Raw genomic sequence first — 23358 nt, 5'->3', positions numbered from 1 at the left:
TAAGCTTTTCCATTTTTTATATGGTTTATCCACATTTATTAGATTAAAACTGTCTATCTTTTTTCATGATTAAACTCGAAACAGATTATGTAATTGATGTATAATAGAAAGCAGTTTATTTTATCATTATTATTTTTAATAGATAGATAATAGAAAGAGAGTGTTTTTGAATGGGTCGTAAGTGGAACAATATTAAAGAAAAGAAAGCTTCAAAAGATGCAAATACAAGTCGCATCTATGCAAAGTTTGGACGCGAAATTTATGTTGCAGCCAAGCAAGGTGAACCAAATCCAGAATCAAATCAGGCTTTAAGAGTCGTACTCGAACGAGCAAAAACATACAGTGTACCGAAAACAATTATTGACCGAGCGATTGAAAAAGCAAAGGGTGGCTCGGAAGAAAACTTTGACGAGCTTCGTTATGAGGGCTTCGGACCAAATGGTTCTATGGTCATCGTAGATGCATTGACCAATAACGTAAACCGCACAGCTTCAGAAGTACGTGCTGCCTTTGGTAAAAACGGTGGCAATATGGGAGTAAGCGGATCAGTAGCATATATGTTTGATGCAACAGCTGTTATCGGACTTGAGGGTAAATCTGGAGATGAAGCACTCGAAATTTTAATGGAAGCCGATATTGATGTACGCGATATTTTAGAAGAAGATGAAGCAGTGATCGTTTATGCAGAACCTGATCAATTCCATGCCGTACAAGAAGCATTTAAAAATGCTGGAGTTACTGAGTTTACAGTAGCAGAACTCACTATGCTTGCGCAAAATGACATAACTCTAACACCAGATGCACAAGCACAATTTGAAAAAATGATTGATGTACTAGAGGATTTAGAAGATGTTCAGCAAGTATACCACAATGTTGATTTAGGCGAATAATCGGAAAGCAGACCTTTGATATAGTAAAAGGTCTGCCTTTTTACATGTCTAAAGAAGATTCATTTAACATTTATTTTAAAGCTGTATTTACCGAATATTCCTTTGATCATTTGTAATTTTCACCACTTTTTTACCTACATATGGCATAACAATTTGATTGATATCCATTTCGGTTTTCTTTATCAAATCATTATTTACATAATCAACATAAATGATCACTTTGTCTCGATTCATCTGAACGCGAGCATTTTTTACATTTTCTACTGATTCTGTTGCTGCCTCAATTTTCCGAGCTAATTTATTTGCATCTGAAATTCGATTATTTCCATCTGGAAGTGGTCGATTATCGATTCTAAACGGTTCATTTGAAATCCCATTTCTTGCATTTAAGTCATACCCGCGGATATTATTTGTTCTACCTTCATCACCAAAGGTATGGTCCATGATTTCAGTTACGGGGCCATCATTATCTCGTTGATCTAAAATCGTTACATTTCCACGATTATTATCATGCTTTTCATTGGAATAATACCCAATTGGCTGAGTCATATCTGTATAACGATCCTGAATAGCAGCATCTTTATTAGCCCCACATCCCGCTATGCCAATTACAGCCAAAGCAGAAAGCGGCAAGAGTGTCATCTTCTTAAAATTCAATCCGAACTCCCCCTTCGCTAATGAAACAAGAAAGTGACCTAGAAAAAAAACAAAGCCATAGGTCCCTTTACATTTAGCTTGTCAGGATCAGGTTCGATTCATTCAGGTAGATTTGTCCATTCATCGTTTTGATTCATCTGTTTTATTTGCTGAAAAAACAATTTTCTTTTTTCAAACTGATTTAAAGTAAACTCTAAAAGAAGCTGAAATATTGTTGTATCTTTCAAATTGTTCTCTCGAATTATTCGATTCCATTCTCTTAATAAATCAGCTGGATATCCTAATCCATAAAGAAAGCTTTTTTGATGTAAAAATGGTTCGATAATTTTTAGCTCTGTTAGCTTTTCAAAGGACCAATTAAGGAAAGGTAAAATTCTGTTTGCATATTGAAGATAATCAACACATTCAGGTCCTATATTAATTAAGTCAAAATCAATTAAGAAAAGGTCTTTATTTTTAGATCTTAGAAAATTATGATGAGCGACATCTCCATGTAATATCACTTGATTACTCATTTGAAAATAGTTAATGTCCCCTTTTAGTCCATTTAATGACCATCGGGCCCATTTCATTAATTCTTGGATCACATTTCTAGGAAGGAACTGTTGTATAATAGGAATATTATTTATAAACAACATCGTTCTTTCATACCATTTTTCTAATAGCTGATGGGAAGAAAGATTATTTTGATAACGATTAATTAGTTTTGCTGATGTAAGATGATATTTTTTTAACAACTGTAAACCATCATTACAATCCTCCCAGCTTTTGTAGGAAAAGGGAGCTGAGGATGGTTGAATATATTCAATACATCCATAATAATTTCCCTCAAAATAAAGAGGAGATTCCTCATCAAACATATAAAACTGATATGTTTGATGGAAGCCATTTCGTTTCAAGGATGCCGTAAAAGCTTTTTGTAGGCTTAATCTACTATGCGTTCGAAACTTTTTTACAATAAATGGTTTATTATTAGATTCGATAAAAAAAACATTTTTTCGAATAAGCTTTATTGATTCTAAATGAAAAGGAATGTTCTTTTTTAGAAAATGAAAGAGACGATTTGAAAATAAATCGTCTCTTTTATCATTAATCATCATATGCACTGCTCTCATCCTCAAAGTTAGGTGCTCCAAAAGGTGCATTAGGAACTATTCCGTAACCATATGGACTCATATAAGGAGGTTGTGCAAATTGCGATTGCTGTGTATACGGCGCGCTATATATAGGTGCATTCCCTCCTGGTCCAAACACTTCAGGATTTGGTTCCGCTCTATACATTCCTGCATAAGGAGGAGGAGAATTTGGCTCATTGCCGCTTCCCATATAGCCTTGAGTTGCTGGAAGTGGTGCCTGACTTTTAGGATATTGCCCATATGAAGGGAATTTTGGTCCTCCACATCCACAATCGTCTTCCAATGGTTGTATCGATGATGGCATTTGACTGTGTAATGGTGCTAAAGGCTTTTGGGCATCATCCATAACACCTGCTACTTGTGGCATCTGTCCAGATGGCGGAAAATTATAGGGCATTTGTCCATATGGTGATGGAATCGGATGACCATAGCCTGGAAAAGGAATGCCGTGATGAACTGGTGGATATGGTGGATATGGGACAGGCATAGTAGGTGAATATGCTGGATATGCATGCGGTAGTTGAGCCATGTGTGGCAGCTGTTCCATTTGTGGCATTTGTGCCATTTGCGGTAATTGTGCCATGTATGGCAGCTGTTCCATTTCCGGCATTTGTGCCATTTGCGGTAATTGTACCATGTGTGGCAGCTGTTCCATTTGTGGCATTTGTGCCATTTGCGGTAATTGTGCCATGTATGGCAGCTGTTCCATTTCCGGCATTTGTGCCATTTGCGGTAATTGTGCCATGTATGGCAGCTGTTCCATTTGTGGCATTTGTGCCATTTGCGGTAATTGTGCCATTTGTGGCAGCTGTTCCATTTGTGGCATTGCCATTTGCGGTAATTGTGCCATTTGCGGTAATTGTGCCATTTGTGGCAGCTGTTCCATTTGTGGCATTGCCATTTGCGGTAATTGTGCCATTTGTGGCATTTGAGGCAATTGTGCTGATTCTTCTGCCGCTAATGGGGCTTGTTGCTGTGACATTAATGGCAAGTTTGGACCATAAGGAGCGGAAGAAGACTCATCGTCATATAAATTACTGGCACTTGGGTTTTCTACACCAGGCATTCCTCCAGGATATGGGGGATATTGTCCCATTGGTACAGAAGCTCCCTGCACTGGTGATAAAGGTGCTTGTTCCTGTGGGAAATAGCCATATGGATGGTGTTGATACATAAACGGGTATGTCGGATAACCTGGATTAGAATACATCGGCTGATCATAACCTCCTTGTTGTAAAGGAATTTCGATGGGCGATTGATCCTCCATCTTAATTTCCTCTTTTAATGGTTTAGCTTCAGGAAAAAGATTAGCTGGTTTTTGCGGAAGCTGTGCTCCAGGAATTGGCGGCTCCTGTACAGATAAATTAGCCAAGTTCATTATATAATTATTTTGCACTTCTGATTCTGGTATCATTGGATGCGGCATTTTTGGAATCGGTTTTGGTAATGGCTTCTTTTCTTCAGCTTGAGCTAACGCTTTTTGAGGTGCTTGTTTTTGCGGTGCTGCCTTTTGTGGCGCCGCTTTCTGTGGTGCTGCTTGTTGTGGTGCTGCTTTCTGTGGCGCCGCTTGTTGTGGTGCTGCTTTCTGTGGTGCTGTTTGTTGTGGTGCTGCTTTCTGTGGTGCTGCTTGTTGTGGTGCTGCTTTCTGTGGTGCTGCTTGTTGTGGTGCTGCCTTTTGTGGTGCTGCCTTTTGTGGCGCTGCCTTTTGTGGTGTCACTTTTACTTGTTCTTTTTTAGATAATTCAGCTTTTTCAGTTATTGGTAATGTCTTTGGCTTTTCTTTTACGAATGGTTGCTCCAGCTTTTGGGTTTCTTTTTTTGAACCGAGGCTGATTTTCGCTTCGGATGCTGGCTTTGGAGCCTCTTTTATTACCGATCCCCCTGAAGTAGGAACTTTTATTTTCATTCCGGGCATAATCATATCTGGGTTGCTGAGCTGTGAATTTAATTTTTTTAATTCTTCAAAATTCACGCCATACTTTTTGGCGATTTTCCAAAGAGTGTCCCCTTTCTGTACGATATGGATTTTCACTCTGATTTCCCTCCTATGCATAAGTCCATACATTGTATGACGGAATGGGCAAATTGCTAACAATCTATATTAAAAGTTATGCTAATTTTCATAAAAGTATGTTTTGAATATATTAGCTATAGATTCTTCTTCCATAGATAAAGAGGATAACCTAAAATAAGTGAATATCACTTGTGTTAGGTTATCCTCTTTTATAAGGCGTAACTTCCATCAGTGGGGGTCTTACTGCTCGTTAATGCGGGATAAACCATTATTACGATTGAATTAACATTCGATCTAATGCTAATTTTGCATTTTTTGCTACTTCATCTTCTACTATAATTTGGTTATGTTCCTCTCCATTCTCAATCGCCTCTAGACACCATACTAAATGTGGAAGATCAATTCTGTTCATGGTTAAGCATGGACACATATGTGGATTTAAGGAAATAATTCGCTTATTAGGATGGTTTTGTATCAGTCTTTTAACAAGATTCATTTCAGTTCCTATTGCCCAAGAGGAACCTTCTTCGGCTTTTTCAATCATATCAATAATATAGTTTGTTGAACCAGCAAAATCAGACAGTTCGACAACCTCACGTCTGCATTCAGGATGTACTAGAACTTTCATTTCTGGATACTGTTCGCGAACATCCAACACATTTTTTACTGTGAAATTTTCATGAACCGAGCAATGCCCCTTCCAAAGGATTACCTTCACTTTTTCTATAGCCCCTTCAAATTCCAACTCATTTGTTATTGGGTTCCAAACAGCCATTTCTTTTAAATCAATGCCTAATTTATATGCCGTATTTCTGCCAAGATGCTGGTCAGGTAAAAATAACAGTCTTTGTTTTTCAGTCAATGCCCAAGAAACCAGTTTTTCAGCATTAGATGAAGTGACTGTCGCACCTCCATGACTTCCTACAAAAGATTTAATCGCAGCGGTTGAATTCACATAAGTTAACGGAAGAATGGTATCTCCAAAGAGTTGTTGAAGCTCAGACCAAGCTCGTTCTGTTTGATAAATATCTGCCATATCTGCCATTGAACAGCCTGCCCGCATATCCGGTAAAAATACTTTTTGTTCCCTTGTTGTTAAGACATCTGCCGTTTCTGCCATAAAATGAACACCACAAAAAACAATATACTCAGCTTCCTTATTTTGAGCGGATAGTTGAGCTAATACCAATGAATCTCCTGTTGCATCTGCAAATTTAATGACTTCATCCTTTTGATAATGGTGCCCTGGAATAAATAACCGACTGCCAAGCTTTTTCTTAATAGCAATAACCCTTTCTTCTAGTTCCTTTGTTGACATATTTATATATCGTTCTGGCAGAACATTTGCCTTTGCTTCCACTGTTTGAAATATATTCATTTCTCTTCTCCCCTTTTTCTAATTCCCGTTAATTGACCGTGACCTTTACACTGATGTCTAATGATTGAACGGAATGTGTTAAAAATCCTAGTGAAATATAATCCACCCCTGTATCTCCATAATCAGCAAGATTATTCATCGCAATTCCACCTGAAGCTTCTGTCACAATTCCTTCAGGTACAAGTTTAATCCATTCTTTTATTTCAGCTGGAGTCCGATTATCAAACATGATGACATCTGCTTTTGCTTCAATTGCCTCAATGACTTGTTCTTTCGTTTCCGTTTCTACCTCAACCTTAACCATGTGACCTAAAGAAGCACGAACATTATTAACTGCATTCATGATCGATCCTGCAAAAGAAATGTGATTATCTTTAATCATGACAGCATCATAAAGGCCGAATCGATGGTTAAACCCTCCTCCAACTCTTACAGCATATTTCTCTAGCATCCTCAGCCCTGGCGTTGTTTTTCTTGTATCACAAATTCTTGTTGTAGAATGTGAAATAAGGCTTAACGCTTCTGCTGTTTGTGTCGCTATTCCACTCATTCGTTGGATCAAATTTAAGGTCACTCGTTCGCCTTTTAATAATGTCCAAACCGTTCCTTGAACAACTGCAATGGTCTGACCCTTTTCAATTCGATCTCCATCTTTTACGTTCATTTCAATTTGAACCTCTTCATCCAACAGTGCAAAACCAGTTCGAATAACTTCAGTTCCACAAAACACGCCAGATTCTTTCGCAATATAAACAATTTTTCCTTTTTCATTTTCAGAAAAAATAAGCTCGCTTGTTACATCCCTTTCTCCGATGTCTTCCATAAAAAATTGCTCAAGTTGTAAGCGTAGCTTTAATTTGTTCATTCTTCCCATCCTTTTCACTATGTCTCTTATGATCTATTTTCTTTCTTAACCAATGTGAATCATCCTCGTATGGAAAATCAGCACGAAAATGCCCTCCTCTGCTTTCTGTTCTGTCTAAAGCAGAACTGGTTATAAGCCAAGAGGAAATAAGCATAAAAACCTTTGTTATTTCTTCCTTTGTTAAAGTGGAATAATCCATTTCAAGCCATTTTTTCACTTGAAATTGCTCCAACCATTTTTTGTGTCTCTCTAATCCTTGTTTAGTTCTGACAATTCCTGTGAACTCCATCATTCTTTCCTTCAATTCCGATATATCTGGTAATGGAGGCTGAACTTCCTTTACAAAAGACTTTAAGGGTATTGATTGTCTAATGCTATTTTGGTTTGTTTGTAAATTGATCCATGAAGCTAGATTTTTACCGAAAAACAATCCTTCTAACAATGAATTACTTGCTAAACGATTGGCTCCATGAATACCTGTACATGCCGCTTCACCAATGGCGTATAATCCTAAAATATTTGTTTTTCCATAGAGATCTGTTTCAATACCACCCATTAAAAAATGACTTCCTGGAGCGACTGGAATTAAATTTTTTCTTAAATCAATTCCATTTGACTCGCATAATTGTGTCACGGTTGGAAAACGGGTTTGAAAATTTTTTATACTTGAAATATCTAAATAAACAGATTGTCCATTCTTGATATATTGATAAATAGTTTGAGAAACAACATGTCTTGGAGCTAAATCACCTTGTGGATGAATCCCGTCCATAATGAACGTTAAATCTTCCGATACGAGCCTCGCTCCCTCTCCGCGTACAGCTTCAGAAACTAATCCTTGAGCTTTTCCATCCACGTAAAGCAATGTTGGATGAAATTGGACAAATTCCATATCAGAAATCGCAGCCCCCGCTCGATAAGCAAGGGCAATCCCATCACCTGTAACGGTCTCAGCGTTGGAAGTAAAGCTATACACCTGTCCGCATCCCCCTGTTGCGATGACGACATGGGGCGCAAAAATAGATTCTATTTGTCCATCAGAGTTTTTTCCATTTACCCCAAAACAGCTATTTTGATTCTTATCCACAAGGAGCTCAAAAACAGTCATATTTTCAATGATTGTTGTTTTCTTATTTTTACGATGAAGATAGAAATCAATAACTCTCTGTCCTGTAGCATCCCCACCACCGTGAACAATCCTCTTTTGTCGATGAGCACCTTCCATGCCGAGCATTAAAAGTCCATTTGAAGCTTGGTCAAAGGGGCAGCCTTCTTCAACAAGCTCTTTAATTAAAGCAGGAGCTTCTTTTGTCATTTTTATAACTATATCTGGATCGTTGTGAAATCGACCAGCTTCTAATGTATCGTCAGCATGCTGCCTATAATCATCGCCTTCTCCTATAGCAGCAGCAATTCCTCCCTGCGCTTTATATGAATTACTATTTTGAACATTAGACTTTGTGATAATTATCACATTCAAGTCAGAACGAAGCCTTTTAGATAGCTGTAAAGCAGCTACTCCGCTTCCAACAATAATTACATCAGCACTTTTCATGTTAATTACTCCCTTTATTAACAGGTGTCTTGACACCTATATTTACATAGTTTTAAAATATTGACAAGTCTTTTTTATGTTTTTCATTTTTTTTCTAAAAAGAAAAGCGTAAGCGCCCGTTTAGCGACGTATGGACAGGAGAGATAAAGGAAACACGAAGAGCGTGAGCGATTCGATGTTTCCTTCAAATAACATAGAATATGGGGAGTACTAAATCATGATATATTTTGATTATGCGGCAACATGTCCAATAGATCGAGAAGCAGGTGAAGCTTTGATCAAAGCTTCACAAGAATATTATGGGAATTCGAATAGCCTTCATAATATAGGGAGTAAAGCAAGCCAGCTATTAGAAAACTGTCGGGAAGCAATGTCCAGCTTCCTACATGTAAAATCAGATGGAATTTATTTTACAAGCGGGGGATCGGAAAGCAATTTTTTAGCGATACATTCCCTTCTAACTGCAGCTAAAAAGGCTGGAAAGCATATCATCACTGGAATGGCTGAACACTCATCAATCCATAGTACGATGAAAATATTAGAAAGCAATGGATACAGCGTAACTTATTTACCCTTTAATGATAACGGCCTGATTGATATCAGTAAGCTGAAACAAGCAATTCGTGAAGATACGATTATGCTTTCTATTCAGCATGGAAATTCAGAGATTGGAAGTATACAACCTCTAGAAGAGATTGGAATCATTTGTAAAGAAAAACAAATCCTTTTTCACAGTGATTGTGTTCATACATTTGGAAAGATTCAATACCATGAAGTAGCCAATTATGTACATGCTATGTCGGTTTCAGGGCATAAATTTTATGGACCAAAAGGAATTGGAGCCGTATACATTGATCCTGCTTTAGGATGGAAAGCTTTTTTCCCTGAAAGCTCTCACGAGAAAGGCTTTCGTCCAGGTACAGTGAATGTCCCTGCTATCGCATCGATGATAACAGCTGCACAAAAGATACAATCATGTATAGGAAAAAATGAAAACACGTATCATTTGCTTCGAGAAGCCTTTATTAACTCACTAACTCCCATAAAGGAGGACATCGTGATCTATGACGCAAGAAATAAGCAAATGCCTTCGACGGTTGGTTTAAGAATAAGAGGAATGGAGGGACAATGGATCATGCTTGAATGTAATCGTCTAGGATATGCAATTTCAACCGGAAGTGCTTGTCAAGTTGGGTTACAAAGTCCATCTAAAACCATGAAGGCCCTTGGATTACCGGATGATCAAGCGAAAGAATTTATACGAATTTCTTTTGGACAAGAAACCGCACTCGAGCATGTTAAACAACTAGGAAAAACAATCGTTTCTATTGTTCAAGATTAAAAAAAACATCTCTAATTTTTAACACCATCTAATTATGATAAAATTGTACTATTGAGTAAGGGGGGAAAACGGAAATGAAGGATCAGATTAAGCTACTCGGAGAAGAAAGAAGAACTGCCCTGCTGAAATTACTGAAGGAAAGCAGCAGCCCAATTACAGGTAGCGAGCTTGCTGCGAAAACTCATGTAAGCAGACAGGTAATCGTAGGAGATATTACCTTATTAAAGGCTAAAAAAGAACCGATTATTGCAACAAGTCAGGGCTATATATACTTAACTCAAGCCTCACCATCTGCTACTTTTGAACGAACCATTGCTTGTTCTCATCCTCCACAAAGAACAGAGGAGGAATTAAATCTATTAGTAGATCATGGAGTGACTGTAAAGGATGTAACGATTGAACACCCTGTGTATGGAGATTTAACCGCTTCTATTATGGTTTCTAATCGTAAAGAAGTTCAACAATTTCTTGAAAAAGTGAAATATACAAATGCTTCCTATTTATCAGAATTAACAGGAGGCATTCATCTTCATACGATTTCTGCTCCTACGGAATTAGCACTAGCTGAAGCAGAGCAAGCACTAAAAAAAGCAAAAATCCTTTATGAGGAATAGAAAGACTGGCATCCGCTATTGTTAGTAGATGCCAGTCTTTTTACCTTATTCTCTTCTTTCGGTTATTTCAACTGAAAGCAAGGGTAGCTTCCTAGAATTTTCACTTTACAATCTAAAGCCTCAAGCTCGGCAATGGCTCCAGGTATTAAGACTTCATCTAATTGCCGATCAATATCAATAATAAATAAATAATTGCCAAGTCCTGTTTTCGTTGGTCTTGATTCGATTTTGATGAGATTGATATTTCTCCATGCAAACGCTGATAATACTTGATGAAGTACACCAGAACGATCCATGGACGGTAAAGTAACCATAAGCGTTGTCTTATCTCTTTTATATGCAACCTGTTGAGAGGATAAATCAAAGGATTTTTTCGATAAAACAATAAATCTTGTATGGTTATCTTTAAAATCATGAATATCATGTTGAACGATAGAAAGACCATATTCCTTTGCAGATAAATCATTTCCAATTGCTGCTCCTAATACCTCAGGATGATCCTTAATATATTGAGCGGCCGCAGCGGTTGAAGTTGTATTTCTACAAGGTACTTTATTAAATTCTTTATGTAAAAATTTATAGCATTGTGCAATCGCATGAGAATGACTGTATATACATTCTATCTCCTTCAATCGGCTCTGATTTAAAGGATGAACCATAAGGTGCTGTCTGATTGGAGCTGTTACTTCTCCTTTTATCGGTAAATCCACTTCATGGATTAGATAGTCTAATGTAATATTTACAGATCCTTCTAACGCATTTTCCATTGGAACAAAAGCAAGATCAATATCATCCTTCATCACTGCATCAAAACAATCGGGGATAGTTAAGTAAGGATAACATTTCATATTCGGAAACATTGCTCGAACAGCAATGTCTGTAAAAGTTGCTTTTGGTCCTAAATAGCCAATTTTCAAAACAGTTCCTCCTCAGAAAAGCACAAGTGCTTAATCAGCAGCGACAATCATTAGAACCCATTCTCAGCTTATGATTCGAGTCATTAAAGACACTAGTGCTAAACAGCAATCTATATATAAAAGAGTTCTTTTTAAAAATCAGCCAGATACTGAGCGATCTTATTTACGCTCCTGTACCTAGCACTTCAATCTTTTCAACAAATTCAAGCCTTCTCAAAGCTTTTAATAATCCATCTATCTCTATTTCCATTCCAGCTGTGTTCAAGGAGAGAGTTACATTGGCTCTTCCTTGTAAGGGAATTGTTTGGTTAATCGTCAGTACATTACAGCCTGATGAAGCTACAACACTTAATAATTGAGAAAGAGTACCGGAACGATCCTCTAAATAAAAAAACAAAGTTATTAATCGTTCTTTTACGATCGTATGAAACGGAAATACTGTATCTCGGTATTTATAAAAAGCACTTCTGCTTAAATCTACTTTTTGAACAGCTTCCCAAACGGACTCAACTTTTTTTCGCTCAATCATTTCTTTTGCTTCAAGTGTTTTTTTCATCGCTTCAGGCAAAACATCTTCCCTTACTAAAAAAAACTTTTGATCGATTTTATCCTGCTTCATTATCTCTCACCCAACCCATTGCCCATGGCTATTCAATGAACTCGAACTCATAGTCAAACAGCTTTACGATATCCCCATCTTTCGCGCCTCTTTCTCTTAATGCATCGTCTACCCCCATTCCTCGAAGCTGACGAGCAAAACGACGAACGGATTCATCTCTTGAAAAATCGGTCATCTTAAAGAGTCTTTCGATTGCATCTCCAGTTAAAATATAGCTTCCGTCTGAATCTCTATTGATGATAAATTCCGTTTGTTCTTTCTCATGTTTATAGAGAACACGGTGAACACCCGTTTCTTCTTCTTCCTGAATAAGTGGAAATTCAGGTGTTTGTTCAATCTTATCCGCTATGGCAAATAATAAATCTCTTAATCCTTGTCGAGTTAAAGCCGAAATAGGGAAAATTGGATAATCCTCCTGCAATTGCTCTTTAAATCGTTCTAGATTTTCTTTCGCATCAGGCATATCCATCTTGTTTGCCACGATAATTTGCGGTCTTTCTGTTAAACGCAGGTTATATTCCTTTAATTCCTGATTAATAGTCACATAATCGGTATATGGATCTCTACCTTCGATCGCCGCCATATCAATGACATGCACAATGACTCTTGTTCGTTCAATATGACGTAAAAATTGATGTCCCAATCCAACACCAGCATGTGCTCCTTCAATTAGACCTGGTAAATCAGCCATTGCAAAGCTGCGACCATCTTCTGTTTCAACCATTCCTAAATTAGGGGCAATCGTTGTAAAATGATATTCTGCAATTTTAGGCTTCGCTGCAGAAACGACGGAAAGCAAGGTTGATTTTCCTACACTAGGAAAGCCAACTAAGCCAACATCGGCTAATACCTTCAATTCAAGAACAATTTCCCGCTCCTGACCAGGCTCCCCATGTTCAGAAAGCTCAGGCGCTGGATTTGCTGGAGTTGCAAAACGAGTATTCCCCCTTCCGCCTCTTCCTCCTTTTGCAATTACCGCTTTTTGCCCATGCTCTGTCAGGTCAGCAATAACCTCATTAGTTATTGCATCTGTAACGACCGTACCAGGAGGAACATTTACAACCATATCCTTTGCATTTTTACCATGCTGATTTTTGGACATCCCATGCTCGCCACGAGGAGCTTTAAAATGTCTTTGGTAGCGAAAATCAATTAGGGTGCGAAGTCCTTCATTTACCTCAAAAACAACATTCGCTCCCTTCCCGCCATCACCGCCAGCAGGTCCTCCGTTTGGTACATATTTTTCACGACGGAATGCAACCATCCCATTGCCTCCGTCTCCACCTTTTACATAAACTTTGACTTGATCCACAAACATACGAAATTCCTCCCGACTGCAGTATGCTTCTTTATACTGCAAGTCCATTTTAATTGCTTTATGAATCTTTTTATAAACCTTCATTGCCAATGAAGGGTAATTAAAATGATCCAATCAATCCATTAATAGCTCAAAAATAATTTCTTGTCTTGAGAACTCTTGAATCGCAATATTCATTGCGATTGATGATTCACTGCACAAAAAATGCTCTATATTTTCCATCTTTTCTATTATTCCGCTAAATTCAAAAAAGAAACGAGTTCCATCCAATCTAGGTTCAATTGAAATAAACAAATGATTCTCATGATATAACTTGACAGACGTTTCTAGAGATGAAAAAAAACGCTTAGTCCATGCTGTAATCTTATCATCGTCTAAAATTTGAGATTTTATTTCACTCAAAACTTCATATTCCAATTGAAAGGAATGGTTTTCCCAATTGTAGGTTAATAGCATAGAGGTAAATTGAGGAATATTTAAATTAGAAAGCCGAGACTCTTGAATGGCTTCTACGACTATTTCATCAATAATTTCTTTCGCTCGCTCCATTTTATTTAAGTCAAGATTGCCTTTAATTAATTGAAGCTTATTTAACCAATCATGACGCGAGTGACGCAGTAACTCTATCGTACTCCAGTCTTTTTTCATCCTTGTACTCCTACCACAGTTTTTAAGTGACGCAACTGCCTCTAGTTAGTATAACAAAAAAGAATGTATACGTAATAGAAAAAAATAAAAACCCTAACTACTAAGTTAGAGTTTTTATTTTCAAGATTTACGCTTCTTGTGCAACAGGATATACGCTTACTTGTTTACGATCACGGCCTAAACGCTCAAATTTAACGATTCCGTCAACTTTTGCGTAAAGAGTGTCATCTCCACCACGACCAACGTTTACTCCTGGATAAATTTTCGTTCCACGCTGACGATATAGGATAGAACCACCAGTTACTAACTGTCCGTCCGCACGCTTCGCACCAAGGCGCTTAGAGATTGAATCACGACCGTTTTTAGTAGAACCTACTCCTTTTTTCGAAGCAAAAAACTGAAGATCTAATCTTAACATATGTCCCACCTCCTATTTTTTGAAGGTCAATTTAATAAATTTCCCGTAATCCTGTTCAATTGTTTGAAGCTGAACGATCATGCCTTCAAGCAAGAGCTGCACCTTCTCCTGAGTTTCATCAGGAAGGGCTTCTGGCATCTCACATTGAAGAAAGCCATTCTCTCCTTGCTGAATACCTGGTTTGATACCTGTTAATGACATAATTGCATTAACAGCACCAAAAGATACAGCAGATACTCCCGCACATACGATATCTTCACCATGTTTTCCATACATAGCATGACCGCTAACTGTAAACGATTGAATGTGACCTGTTTCATTACGGTTAATAGATATTCGAATCATTCTATCTCAACCTTAAGCGTTGATTTTTTCAATCACAACTTTTGTATATGGTTGGCGATGACCTTGCTTTTTACGGTAGTTTTTCTTTGCTTTATATTTGAAAACAATGATCTTCTTTTGACGACCTTGTTTTTCAACTTTAGCAGTAACAGTAGCTCCTTCAACAACAGGGCTTCCTACTTTTACTTGATCTCCACCTACGAAAAGCACTTTTTCAAAAGTAACCGTTTCACCAGCTTCAGCGTTAAGCTTCTCAATGTAGATTGCTTGACCTTCTTCTACACGGATTTGCTTACCACCAGTTTCAATAATTGCGTACATTCCAATGCACCTCCTTGTAAACTAAGACTCGCCATATGCAGGCGTCTTGCCGCAGCAAAAGCTTATGTACCTGTTCTGTGCGGTTGTAGCATGGGCGCTACAAACAATAACATGAAAATCCTATCATAAAACTCTTAACTCTGTCAATCATAATCTATAAGCATAATGGAGGTCTAGGTTAATTTTTTAAATCCTCAAACTTAAAACAACAAACATTATTTCCTATTTAGATCTTTTAAATTTCCAAATTGACGGAGCTCATAAAAGGGAGCTGGTGATGAGGAAATAGAAAAGATGAATTGAAAGCCTAATAGTTCTTCCATTCTCTTCTTATGTATGTCCTTTTCTCCACAAAAGAACTCCTTCACCTCTGCTGAAAGCTCGATTAAAACGGCTTCAAAATCCCCATTTCGATACTCCCACAGCTCTCTTTCTAATCGAAAGGCGATGGTTTCCGCACTTAACACTCTTCCTGTTCCTTCACATACGGAACATTTCGTCATCAATGCTTCTGAAATTGATACCTTTGTTTTTTTTCTTGTTAACTGCAAAATCCCAAGCGGTGTAAAACCAATCAAATTCGTTCGTCTTTCATCCTTCATTAATTCCTTTTCCATCTGCTTGCTAATCTGGTCCCTGGCTGCATCATTCTTCATATCAATAAAGTCGATTAAGATCATTCCTGCAAGATCTCTTAACCTTATCTGTCTAGCAACCTCTATTGCAGCTAACTTGTTTGTTTTCAACACGGTATCTTCTAGATTTTGCTTTCCTTCAAATTTTCCGGTATTCACATCAATAACCGTTAACGCTTCACCTTCATCAAAAATTAAATAGGCTCCATTTTCAAGCCAGACGATTCTCTTTAATGCTTTATCAATTTCCTGCTCAACGTGAAAAGCAGAAAAAATATTTTCTTTCCCGTTGTATAAAGTAAAATCAAGACTCATATGCCTTTTCTTAAGATTATCCATTAAACTGAGATCATCGACAATGACCTCTGCTGTATCCATTTTTGTCAGCAAAGCATCGAGCTCATCTAAAAACGTATCTTTATTATAGAGATTTGCAGGTTTTTTCATGTTCTTTGCTTTACTCATAAGTAATTGGTATTGTTCACGTAAATAAGTAAATTCTTCTATTAATTCATCATCGGTTAAACCTTCACAGGATGTTCGAAAAATAAGCCCTTCTTCTTCATTCTTAATCGTATATCCAAAGCGGCGCAGCTTCTCTCTAACTGGATGACTTTCAATCTTCTTAGATACAGCTACATAACAACCATTTGGCATATAAATAAGATGATTGCCTGCAAACTCGATAATTCCCGTAAGTCTAGGTCCCTTAGTACCTGTGGCATCTTTTTCAATTTGAACAAGAAGCCTTTCACCTTGATGAACATAGGATGAAATTGTTTGATTTCCTTTGTCCCGATTTTTATGCTTGTTCACCACAAAGGAAGCTAATTTATCTCGATGAATAAATCCGCTTTTCCCTTCTCCTATTTCAATAAAAGCCGCATTCATTCCTGGAACGACTTTAGCCACTGTTCCAACATAAATATGACCGACATTAGAAACTCGACTTGGTTGATTCACAACCAATCTTTCCACATTTTTTTCTTTAAGAAAGGCAAAACGCTTCTCTCTAGATGTATAGTTTATGATCACTTTTTCCAACAAATATTCCTCACTTTTACAGCTAATACGATTCCTATAGTCTATTTTAATACAAATACAACAAATCACCAATCCTTGAAGTTATTTGTTTCTCTGTAAAATAAGCGTGTAATAATTCATTCTCATCAAGTGATCCTTTTTCCTTGCCATCGTTATTCACGATAATTGGGTGTTTATAGCCGCGTTGAAATCGTTCTAGAACATCTATAATCATCTCATCTTCCTTTACTATTAATGGCTTTAAGGAAGAAACATTATTCTTTTTTCCATAATATCGTTCTAACAAAAAACGAATAAATACATATCTGCTTTGTTTTCTTTCATGATAAAGAGAAAATAGAAGGAAGCCAATGATGAGCCAAGCATTTACATTTTGCGGCATAAATAGAAGAGTGAAAAGAGTAAATATGAATGTGCCTATAAAAGAAAAATAAATCGTCATTCGATGCGCCATAGGAAAAGCTTTATTTCGTGATAACCATATAAAAGCTAATTTTCCTCCATCTAATGGCCAAATTGGCAGTAGATTAAAAAAAAGCACCATGAAATTATATTGAATAAATAGGAAATAAATATTTTCTGGCAAAATAGAAGTTTGGAAAAGGAGGAAGGCTAGGCCAAACAACCATAAATTCTGAACAGGCCCTGCAATCGTCACGATAAATTCTTCTTTCAGCGGACGATTTCCATGCTCATCCATTTCCACAACTCCTCCGAATGGCAACAAATTAATTTTTTTTATCCTCCATTGAAAAAATTCTGCAACACACGCATGTCCTAATTCATGGATAAAAATGATGAAAACTAAAAGAAACAGCTCTATAAAATATCCTGTGATAACTGCAATGATCATGATCAGCCAAAGTAATGGATGAATTTGAAATGATCTTAATAATTTAATCCCTCTATTCAAATTGGATCACCTGAATGGGGTCAATAAAGTTATCACCTTTTTTTATGGCAAAGTAAAAGGATCCTTTCGAACCATCATTTGTAACATTTCCTACCTTCACCCCTTTGTCAATGTATGCATATAAATGAACGTTAATATCGGCTAAATTTCCGTACCATGATTCACTATTATCTGAATGCTGTATGATCACCGTTTTTCCAAAGCCATCTTTTTCACCTATAAAGCTTACGAAGCCTTCATTCATCGCATCGACTGTTGCTCCTTTTCCTGTTTCAATCGTGATCCTTTGTCCGTTTTTACTAAAATTCTCCAATATCCTTCCTGAAGCTGGTAACGCATATGGCTCATCATTTGATTCTGAACGGTTTTCTTTTTTATTTGTAGAAGTTGGAAGGAAAGCCAATGGTTTTCCAAATTTTTGTTCATACCAGTTTGACACAGTCGCAAATTGAAAGTCTTCATTCATGGTCTGAATTACAAATTCTCTTGCAGGCTTTACCGTTTCAGAATGATTTCGAAAAATAATAGCTGTAAACAAAACTAAGCAGCCAGAAGCCAATATTTTAAAAAGGAACCATTCTTTTTTAAATAAAGGATGTTCTTGATGCTCTTTTATATTTTCAACCCCTTCAATATGCTCCATTTTCTGAAAACCATAACGTTCCTCATCATCCACCCAAAGATTTCTATTTTCAATATTTTTGATGATTCTTTCTCTTTCTCTCTTTCGCTTTTCAATTCTCTTTCTTATCTCATCATTTCTTGAGCGCATCTTCTCCCCACCATTCTCGTTAACCTCTTTGTACAAGTTTATGAATACCCTCAAAAAGTATGACAAGAACAAAAGCGCACAAAAAAACATGGGGTTAAAAACCCCATGCAATTTTCCTTACTATAGCAAAGCAAACAACTAAGTTATTTCGCTCCAAAAAATTTTTTGATTCTCGAAAATACACCTTTATCTTCTTCCTCCAAATGCTGAAGAGGAACAGTTTCACCTAAAATACGACGCGCAATATTTCTGTAAGCGATAGAAGCTCGGCTATTCGGATTTAACGCAATCGGTTCACCGTGATTAGAAGCTTTAATAACCTCATCATCATCTGCGACAATTCCAATTAAATCAATAGACAAATGAGCTGTAACCTCGTCAACATCGAGCATATCACCATTTTTCATCATTTGGCTTCTAATACGGTTAATAACTAGCTTTGGAGGTTCAACATTTTCTTCCTTCTCCAATAAACCAATGATACGGTCTGCATCTCTCACAGCAGAAACTTCAGGTGTCGTGACGACAATCGCTTTATCAGCACCTGCTACTGCATTTTTATAGCCTTGTTCGATACCAGCAGGACAATCTATAATGATATAATCATAGTCTTGCTTAAGATCATCAACTAGCTTTTTCATCTGCTCTGGTTTCACTGCTGTTTTATCGCTTGTTTGGGCAGCTGGAAGCAGATAAAGAAGATCGTCAAATCGCTTGTCTTTTACAAGGGCTTGATGGACCTTGCATCTTCCCTCTATCACATCCACAAGATCATAGATAATACGATTTTCAAGTCCCATTACAACATCAAGATTCCTAAGCCCAATGTCTGTATCAACTAAACAAACCCTTTTGCCTTGCAATGCAAGAGCGGTCCCCACATTAGCGGAAGTCGTTGTCTTTCCAACGCCTCCTTTACCTGATGTAATGACAATTGCTTCTCCCACCTTAGTATCCCCCTTCCAATCTTGTCAAACTAGGTCTAAGATGCATTAAAACTTGTAATCTATCAATTGCTATTTCATTATTTTCATCGATAAAAGCGCATTCCATTTCATTTTTAACCTGTTCAGGATATTGATCAAGAGTTGTATGTATGCAATCATCAATTCTAAGCTGAGAAGGCTTCATCACAGATGCAGCAATGACTGCCTTTTTATTACCTGTACAACCCGCATGAGCAATCCCTCTCAAAGTTCCAAGAATAAAAATATTTCCTCCCGCTAAGACCGTACCGCCAGGATTCACATCGCCAATGAGCAACAAATCACCAGATGCTTCCAATATTTGTCCTGAGCGAACGATTCTTGCTGCTGAGACAATTTCATTTTGTTCTTTCATTTTTTCTGCATCAGCTCTCGTTACAACATTTGAATAAATCGATTCCACCATAAAATTCTTCTTCTGGTGAATCAAATGGAGCAGTTCTTCTTGCTGAACATTCGATAAATACCGATTTCCCACTTGCACCTTGACTGAAATAAGCGGTCTGCCATCAGGAGAATATGAACTGTTTTCAGAAAGCTTTACATTCAGTTCTTGTATTAATTCTTCATAGGAACAATTATCGTCTAGATGAAGTGTTAACCCATCCTTTGTTCCTTTTATCGTTACATATTGTTTTTTTTTCATTTCAAGCAGTTCACCTCGGGTAGGAAAGGGGCATTCGTTCAAAATAAACCTTAAAGCATAGATACTATAGATCCTGCAAAAAAACACATCAAATATTACCCATACATTCGACAAATACCTTCTATATTCCTTTTCTAACTTCATCAAGTTCAGAAAAAACAATTACTTTATCACTAATTTGTTTTATTCGTTTAAGTTTTATCTTTTCGATCTATTTATGTACATTTGTTATCATGTGGGGAGTCTTCTAAAAACACACTCCCCTTATCGGGTTAGTCATTTCTTAATTCAGAAGCGTATTTATCAAAAAACCGTTTTAATGGGACGGCAACAATTATTAAAAAGGCTATATTCAAAATAAAAGTTGGAAATAAACGAATTTGAATAAAGTTTGTAATAACCAGATCCGTCCGATGAAGCAAAAAGACAATCCCATAGACTCCGAATTCAAGGAGAACCACTCCTAGCATAATTACAGATGAAACCATTACTAGATTTGTCTGAAGGATCTTCATCAGCTTCGTGCAAATATAAGCAATTAACGGATAGATACATAAATAAATTCCAATTACTTCAGTATACACAACATCAAACAACAAACCAAAGATAAAGCTATATACATATCCATGCTTCTCATTACCGTATATCGTTAGAAACAGGAGGAAGATCATTAAAAAATGTGGTACTAATATTCGATTGCTGTGAAATAGCTCGGCAGGCAATAATTCTACAAAGATGCTTTCGAGGATAAAAACAAATAAGAGTAAAAGCGGAAGCAGTAATCTTCTCACAGATTCTTCTCCTCGCCTTCAGCCATATCTTTTTTATTTGGCTGGGTCATAACTCTTTTTACAACCATAAGATGTTCAAGGTCATAAAAATTTGCTCCAGGCTTCACATAAGCAGTTTGAGTTAAGCCATTGTCATCAGGTTCCACATCTACAATTGTCCCAATAAAAATGTCTTCAGGAAATACGCCGCCTAATCCAGAAGTACCTACCAATTGATCCTTATTAACTGTTTCACCATTTGGAATATCTTTTAGAAGTAGAAGACCCTTATCTTTATCATAGCCTTGAATAAGCCCCATTACACTGCTTCCATCAATCGATGCAGAGATTCGATTCGTTGGATCCATTGAACTTAATAATTGAACAGTTGATGTATACGGCTGACTATTTTTTACTTTTCCGATTAAACTACCATTTGACGAAATAACAGCCATATCTTTTTCTACACCGTGTGTCGTTCCTTGGTTGATAATTAATAGCTCGTTCCTTTGCCAACGATCTGGATTTCTTCCTATTACTGTAGCTTGAGTAATTTCAAAATCACTTAATGAATCTTGTATATCTAATATTTTACGTAGTTCATCGTTGTCTTTCTTTAAGCTTTGTACCTGATATTCTAGCTGTGCCAACTCATCTAATTTTGCTTTAAGTTTTTTATTTTCTTTATATGTATTTTGTAAATCATCCATATTTCGAAATACTCCAGCAATATAATGAGCCGGTCTTGACACAAGGGTTTGAACCCAGCCTGTCGTATCTTTTACAAATTGCTCTGGCCAAGTTAGTTGTTTACGATCTCTCAATGAAAACCCTATTAATGCCACGAGAATAATAATGCTGACAAGCAAAATTATCAGGCGTTTATTCAAAAAGAACTGTGGCATTTATGACACCTCAAATTTTTTTATTTGTATGCTGATGAATGAATGAAACATAAGAACTTTAATGTAAAAGAATGACTGAAAGGTCATTCTTTTACATTAAGCGATATTCATTTTTAGACAGTAAAATCTTAAATCGTACTAGTTTTGCAAAGTGGGAATTGCAACTTAATTTTCTTCTTGTTATATAAGCTTTTTAGCGTGAATCTCTAGATTTGTTTTTAAATAAATGAATATGGTCTAATGCTTTTCCTGTCCCAATTGCCACACAATCAAGAGGACTTTCAGCAATTAATACAGGCATTTGTGTTTCTTCCGTAATCACCTTGTCCAAATTGCGAAGTAATGCACCACCGCCGGTTAACACAATTCCTCTATCCATAATATCCGCAGCTAATTCTGGAGGAGTTTTTTCCAGCGTATTTTTTACAGCCTCAACGATTGCATACACTGTATCGTGAAGGGCTCCTGCAATTTCAGCAGCTGTAATTTGAATGGTTTTAGGCAATCCAGTAAGCAAGTCTCTGCCACGGATATCCATATTTTCAATACCCTCTGGATTCCCTGCCGATCCAATCTCCATTTTAATGGCTTCAGAAGTACGATCACCGATCATTAGATTATACGTTTTTCTAATATAGTTAACAATCGCATCATCCATTTCATCTCCTGCAATTCGAATGGATTGGCTTGTTACAATCCCTCCTAATGAAATGATGGCCACCTCTGTTGTACCCCCGCCGATATCCACTACCATACTTCCAGTTGGCTCCCAAACAGGAAGATTTGCACCAATCGCAGCTGCAAATGGCTCTTCAATTGTAAAAGCATCTTTTGCACCCGCTTGGCGTGTTGCATCAATAACAGCACGCTCTTCAACCGCTGTAATTCCTGAAGGTACACATACCATTATATAAGGCTTTCCTGAGAAAATTCCACTTTTAATCGCTTGTCGAATGTAATATTTCATCATTGTAGCGGTTGTTTCATAATCTGCGATGACACCGTCCTTCATCGGACGCAGTGCAACAACATTCCCCGGTGTTCGGCCAATCATATTTTTAGCGTCATTTCCAACTGCTACAATATTTTTCGTATCCGTCTGTAAAGCGACAACTGAGGGCTCTCTTACAACAATCCCCTTGCCTTTTACATATACGAGTGTGTTTGCTGTTCCTAAATCAATTCCAAGGTCTCTTGTACCAATTCCAAACATAATTTTGTATCTCCCTTTCTGATACGTATTGCTTAATAAAATAAGGTCATTCCATTTATTTTTCTTTATTTATTAGTTGTCATTTTTCAAAAATGACCTATTTATGTCAAAAAACCATAAGTAATATTATAGACTAACGTTGCAGAAAATCATAGTATCATAAATAACCTTTTTCCTTTAAACTGACAAATTTATTTTCTCCAATGATTAAGTGATCGAGAAGGTCGATTCCTATGATTTTTCCACATTCATGTAATCGCTTGGTCACCTCTATATCTTCTCTGCTAGGTGCGGGATCTCCGGAGGGATGATTATGGATACAAATAATGGAAGCTGCTGATCTGCGAAAGGCTTCTTTGTAGTAGGGTAAGTACCCGGCGCCTTGCTTAGTTACCTAAGTAGGTTTCCAAGAACTCCCCTCCAAACCGTACGTACTC

24 protein-coding genes, 1 pseudogene and 1 other annotated feature are annotated in these 23358 nt (G+C 37.1%); of the genes and pseudogenes, 3 read left to right on the top strand and 22 right to left on the bottom strand.

Translation table 11 applies throughout. The features are described from left to right. The first annotated feature begins 170 nt into the window (after window positions 1–170). Entirely contained in the window at window positions 171–890 is a 720-nt protein-coding gene (locus tag FDO66_RS15895) for a YebC/PmpR family DNA-binding transcriptional regulator (protein WP_141433647.1), read from the top strand. Window positions 891–977: 87 nt separating this feature from the next. On the opposite strand, the gene FDO66_RS15890 is transcribed toward FDO66_RS15895, so the two are convergent. The 6 genes from FDO66_RS15890 to nadB form a co-directional block, all read right to left on the bottom strand. Next, the gene (locus FDO66_RS15890; RefSeq protein ID WP_141433646.1) at window positions 978–1547 is read right to left on the bottom strand and encodes a hypothetical protein; all 570 of its coding nucleotides are present in this window, start codon (window positions 1545–1547) and stop codon (window positions 978–980) included. A 98-nt stretch (window positions 1548–1645) separates the two neighbouring features. Then, entirely contained in the window at window positions 1646–2647 is a 1002-nt protein-coding gene (locus FDO66_RS15885) for a phosphotransferase (RefSeq protein ID WP_141433645.1), read from the bottom strand. Next, window positions 2637–4715: a SafA/ExsA family spore coat assembly protein gene (safA, locus tag FDO66_RS15880; protein WP_181444608.1), complete on the bottom strand. Its 2079-nt coding sequence runs from the start codon at window positions 4713–4715 to the stop codon at window positions 2637–2639. The genes FDO66_RS15885 and safA overlap by 11 nt, the downstream gene beginning before the upstream one ends. Before the next feature lie 253 nt (window positions 4716–4968). Next, complete coding sequence (gene nadA / locus FDO66_RS15875; RefSeq protein ID WP_141433643.1) at window positions 4969–6075, bottom strand: quinolinate synthase NadA; 1107 nt, start codon at window positions 6073–6075, stop codon at window positions 4969–4971. A gap of 28 nt (window positions 6076–6103) precedes the next feature. Next, a complete protein-coding gene (gene nadC, locus FDO66_RS15870) occupies window positions 6104–6940 on the bottom strand; it encodes a carboxylating nicotinate-nucleotide diphosphorylase (RefSeq protein WP_141433642.1) in 837 nt (278 codons plus the stop codon). After that, window positions 6909–8495, bottom strand: a complete 1587-nt coding sequence (gene nadB / locus FDO66_RS15865) for an L-aspartate oxidase (RefSeq protein WP_141433641.1) — start codon at window positions 8493–8495, stop codon at window positions 6909–6911. The genes nadC and nadB overlap by 32 nt, the downstream gene beginning before the upstream one ends. Window positions 8496–8712: 217 nt before the next feature. On the opposite strand from nadB, the gene FDO66_RS15860 reads away from it, so the two are divergent. Then, on the top strand, window positions 8713–9837 hold the full coding sequence (locus FDO66_RS15860) for an IscS subfamily cysteine desulfurase (RefSeq protein WP_141433640.1): 1125 nt from the start codon (window positions 8713–8715) through the stop codon (window positions 9835–9837). A 74-nt stretch (window positions 9838–9911) separates the two neighbouring features. Beyond that, window positions 9912–10451, top strand: coding sequence for a transcription repressor NadR (locus FDO66_RS15855; RefSeq protein ID WP_141433639.1), 540 nt, complete (start codon window positions 9912–9914; stop codon window positions 10449–10451). A 62-nt stretch (window positions 10452–10513) separates the two neighbouring features. Here FDO66_RS15855 and pheA read toward each other — a convergent pair whose 3' ends face one another. The 16 genes and pseudogenes from pheA to FDO66_RS15775 all read right to left on the bottom strand — a co-directional run. Next, window positions 10514–11368 (bottom strand): prephenate dehydratase, encoded by an 855-nt coding sequence (gene pheA, locus FDO66_RS15850; protein WP_141433638.1) that lies wholly within the window; start codon window positions 11366–11368, stop codon window positions 10514–10516. Between the two features lie 163 nt (window positions 11369–11531). Further along, window positions 11532–11987: an ACT domain-containing protein gene (locus FDO66_RS15845; RefSeq protein WP_141433637.1), complete on the bottom strand. Its 456-nt coding sequence runs from the start codon at window positions 11985–11987 to the stop codon at window positions 11532–11534. A gap of 28 nt (window positions 11988–12015) precedes the next feature. After that, a complete protein-coding gene (obgE, locus tag FDO66_RS15840; protein WP_141433636.1) occupies window positions 12016–13305 on the bottom strand; it encodes a GTPase ObgE in 1290 nt (429 codons plus the stop codon). A 114-nt stretch (window positions 13306–13419) separates the two neighbouring features. Then, on the bottom strand, window positions 13420–13953 hold the full coding sequence (locus tag FDO66_RS15835; RefSeq protein WP_141433635.1) for a Spo0B C-terminal domain-containing protein: 534 nt from the start codon (window positions 13951–13953) through the stop codon (window positions 13420–13422). 127 nt (window positions 13954–14080) lie between these two features. After that, window positions 14081–14371 (bottom strand): 50S ribosomal protein L27, encoded by a 291-nt coding sequence (rpmA, locus tag FDO66_RS15830; RefSeq protein WP_141433634.1) that lies wholly within the window; start codon window positions 14369–14371, stop codon window positions 14081–14083. 12 nt (window positions 14372–14383) lie between these two features. Continuing rightward, the gene (locus tag FDO66_RS15825; protein ID WP_141433633.1) at window positions 14384–14716 is read right to left on the bottom strand and encodes a ribosomal-processing cysteine protease Prp; all 333 of its coding nucleotides are present in this window, start codon (window positions 14714–14716) and stop codon (window positions 14384–14386) included. Between the two features lie 12 nt (window positions 14717–14728). After that, window positions 14729–15037, bottom strand: coding sequence for a 50S ribosomal protein L21 (rplU, locus tag FDO66_RS15820; RefSeq protein WP_141433632.1), 309 nt, complete (start codon window positions 15035–15037; stop codon window positions 14729–14731). 14 nt (window positions 15038–15051) lie between these two features. Next, window positions 15052–15132, bottom strand: a sequence feature (ribosomal protein L21 leader region). A 120-nt stretch (window positions 15133–15252) separates the two neighbouring features. Then, window positions 15253–16707, bottom strand: coding sequence for an Rne/Rng family ribonuclease (locus FDO66_RS15815; protein ID WP_309475289.1), 1455 nt, complete (start codon window positions 16705–16707; stop codon window positions 15253–15255). Between the two features lie 55 nt (window positions 16708–16762). Beyond that, window positions 16763–17629 (bottom strand): M50 family metallopeptidase, encoded by an 867-nt coding sequence (locus FDO66_RS15810; protein WP_141433630.1) that lies wholly within the window; start codon window positions 17627–17629, stop codon window positions 16763–16765. After that, complete coding sequence (locus FDO66_RS15805; RefSeq protein ID WP_141433629.1) at window positions 17622–18401, bottom strand: M23 family metallopeptidase; 780 nt, start codon at window positions 18399–18401, stop codon at window positions 17622–17624. Before FDO66_RS15805 ends, FDO66_RS15810 begins: the two co-directional genes overlap by 8 nt. Window positions 18402–18544: 143 nt before the next feature. Then, on the bottom strand, window positions 18545–19348 hold the full coding sequence (minD, locus tag FDO66_RS15800) for a septum site-determining protein MinD (protein WP_141433628.1): 804 nt from the start codon (window positions 19346–19348) through the stop codon (window positions 18545–18547). A 1-nt stretch (window position 19349) separates the two neighbouring features. Continuing rightward, window positions 19350–20033, bottom strand: a complete 684-nt coding sequence (minC, locus tag FDO66_RS15795) for a septum site-determining protein MinC (protein WP_141433627.1) — start codon at window positions 20031–20033, stop codon at window positions 19350–19352. A 272-nt stretch (window positions 20034–20305) separates the two neighbouring features. Continuing rightward, on the bottom strand, window positions 20306–20824 hold the full coding sequence (mreD, locus tag FDO66_RS15790; RefSeq protein ID WP_141433626.1) for a rod shape-determining protein MreD: 519 nt from the start codon (window positions 20822–20824) through the stop codon (window positions 20306–20308). Beyond that, window positions 20821–21708, bottom strand: a complete 888-nt coding sequence (gene mreC / locus FDO66_RS15785; RefSeq protein ID WP_141433625.1) for a rod shape-determining protein MreC — start codon at window positions 21706–21708, stop codon at window positions 20821–20823. Before mreC ends, mreD begins: the two co-directional genes overlap by 4 nt. A 193-nt stretch (window positions 21709–21901) precedes the next feature. Then, complete coding sequence (locus FDO66_RS15780; protein WP_141433624.1) at window positions 21902–22921, bottom strand: rod shape-determining protein; 1020 nt, start codon at window positions 22919–22921, stop codon at window positions 21902–21904. Window positions 22922–23078: 157 nt separating this feature from the next. Continuing rightward, window positions 23079–23282, bottom strand: a pseudogene (locus FDO66_RS15775) (JAB domain-containing protein); the annotation flags it as partial. Window positions 23283–23358 lie beyond the last annotated feature (76 nt).

It is taken from the genome of Bacillus sp. 03113 (assembly GCF_006546985.1).
Taxonomy (GTDB): domain Bacteria; phylum Bacillota; class Bacilli; order Bacillales; family Cytobacillaceae; genus VATK01.
Note: the sequence above shows the minus strand (reverse complement) of the source record. Positions and strands in the feature narration are given on the sequence as shown.

Bases quoted from the DNA above. Each gene is read 5' to 3' on its own strand.
- rplU (WP_141433632.1), bottom strand. From the start codon at position 15,037: ATGTACGCAATTATTGAAACTGGTGGTAAGCAAATCCGTGTAGAAGAA.
- nadB (WP_141433641.1), bottom strand. From the start codon at position 8,495: ATGAAAAGTGCTGATGTAATTATTGTTGGAAGCGGAGTAGCTGCTTTA.
- FDO66_RS15855 (WP_141433639.1), top strand. From the start codon at position 9,912: ATGAAGGATCAGATTAAGCTACTCGGAGAAGAAAGAAGAACTGCCCTG.
- minC (WP_141433627.1), bottom strand. From the start codon at position 20,033: ATGAAAAAAAAACAATATGTAACGATAAAAGGAACAAAGGATGGGTTA.
- FDO66_RS15860 (WP_141433640.1), top strand. From the start codon at position 8,713: ATGATATATTTTGATTATGCGGCAACATGTCCAATAGATCGAGAAGCA.
- rpmA (WP_141433634.1), bottom strand. From the start codon at position 14,371: ATGTTAAGATTAGATCTTCAGTTTTTTGCTTCGAAAAAAGGAGTAGGT.
- FDO66_RS15885 (WP_141433645.1), bottom strand. From the start codon at position 2,647: ATGATGATTAATGATAAAAGAGACGATTTATTTTCAAATCGTCTCTTT.
- FDO66_RS15845 (WP_141433637.1), bottom strand. From the start codon at position 11,987: ATGAAGCAGGATAAAATCGATCAAAAGTTTTTTTTAGTAAGGGAAGAT.
- nadA (WP_141433643.1), bottom strand. From the start codon at position 6,075: ATGAATATATTTCAAACAGTGGAAGCAAAGGCAAATGTTCTGCCAGAA.
- mreC (WP_141433625.1), bottom strand. From the start codon at position 21,708: ATGCCACAGTTCTTTTTGAATAAACGCCTGATAATTTTGCTTGTCAGC.
- FDO66_RS15895 (WP_141433647.1), top strand. From the start codon at position 171: ATGGGTCGTAAGTGGAACAATATTAAAGAAAAGAAAGCTTCAAAAGAT.
- FDO66_RS15805 (WP_141433629.1), bottom strand. From the start codon at position 18,401: ATGCGCTCAAGAAATGATGAGATAAGAAAGAGAATTGAAAAGCGAAAG.
- nadC (WP_141433642.1), bottom strand. From the start codon at position 6,940: ATGAACAAATTAAAGCTACGCTTACAACTTGAGCAATTTTTTATGGAA.
- FDO66_RS15780 (WP_141433624.1), bottom strand. From the start codon at position 22,921: ATGTTTGGAATTGGTACAAGAGACCTTGGAATTGATTTAGGAACAGCA.
- FDO66_RS15825 (WP_141433633.1), bottom strand. From the start codon at position 14,716: ATGATTCGAATATCTATTAACCGTAATGAAACAGGTCACATTCAATCG.
- obgE (WP_141433636.1), bottom strand. From the start codon at position 13,305: ATGTTTGTGGATCAAGTCAAAGTTTATGTAAAAGGTGGAGACGGAGGC.
- FDO66_RS15835 (WP_141433635.1), bottom strand. From the start codon at position 13,953: ATGAAAAAAGACTGGAGTACGATAGAGTTACTGCGTCACTCGCGTCAT.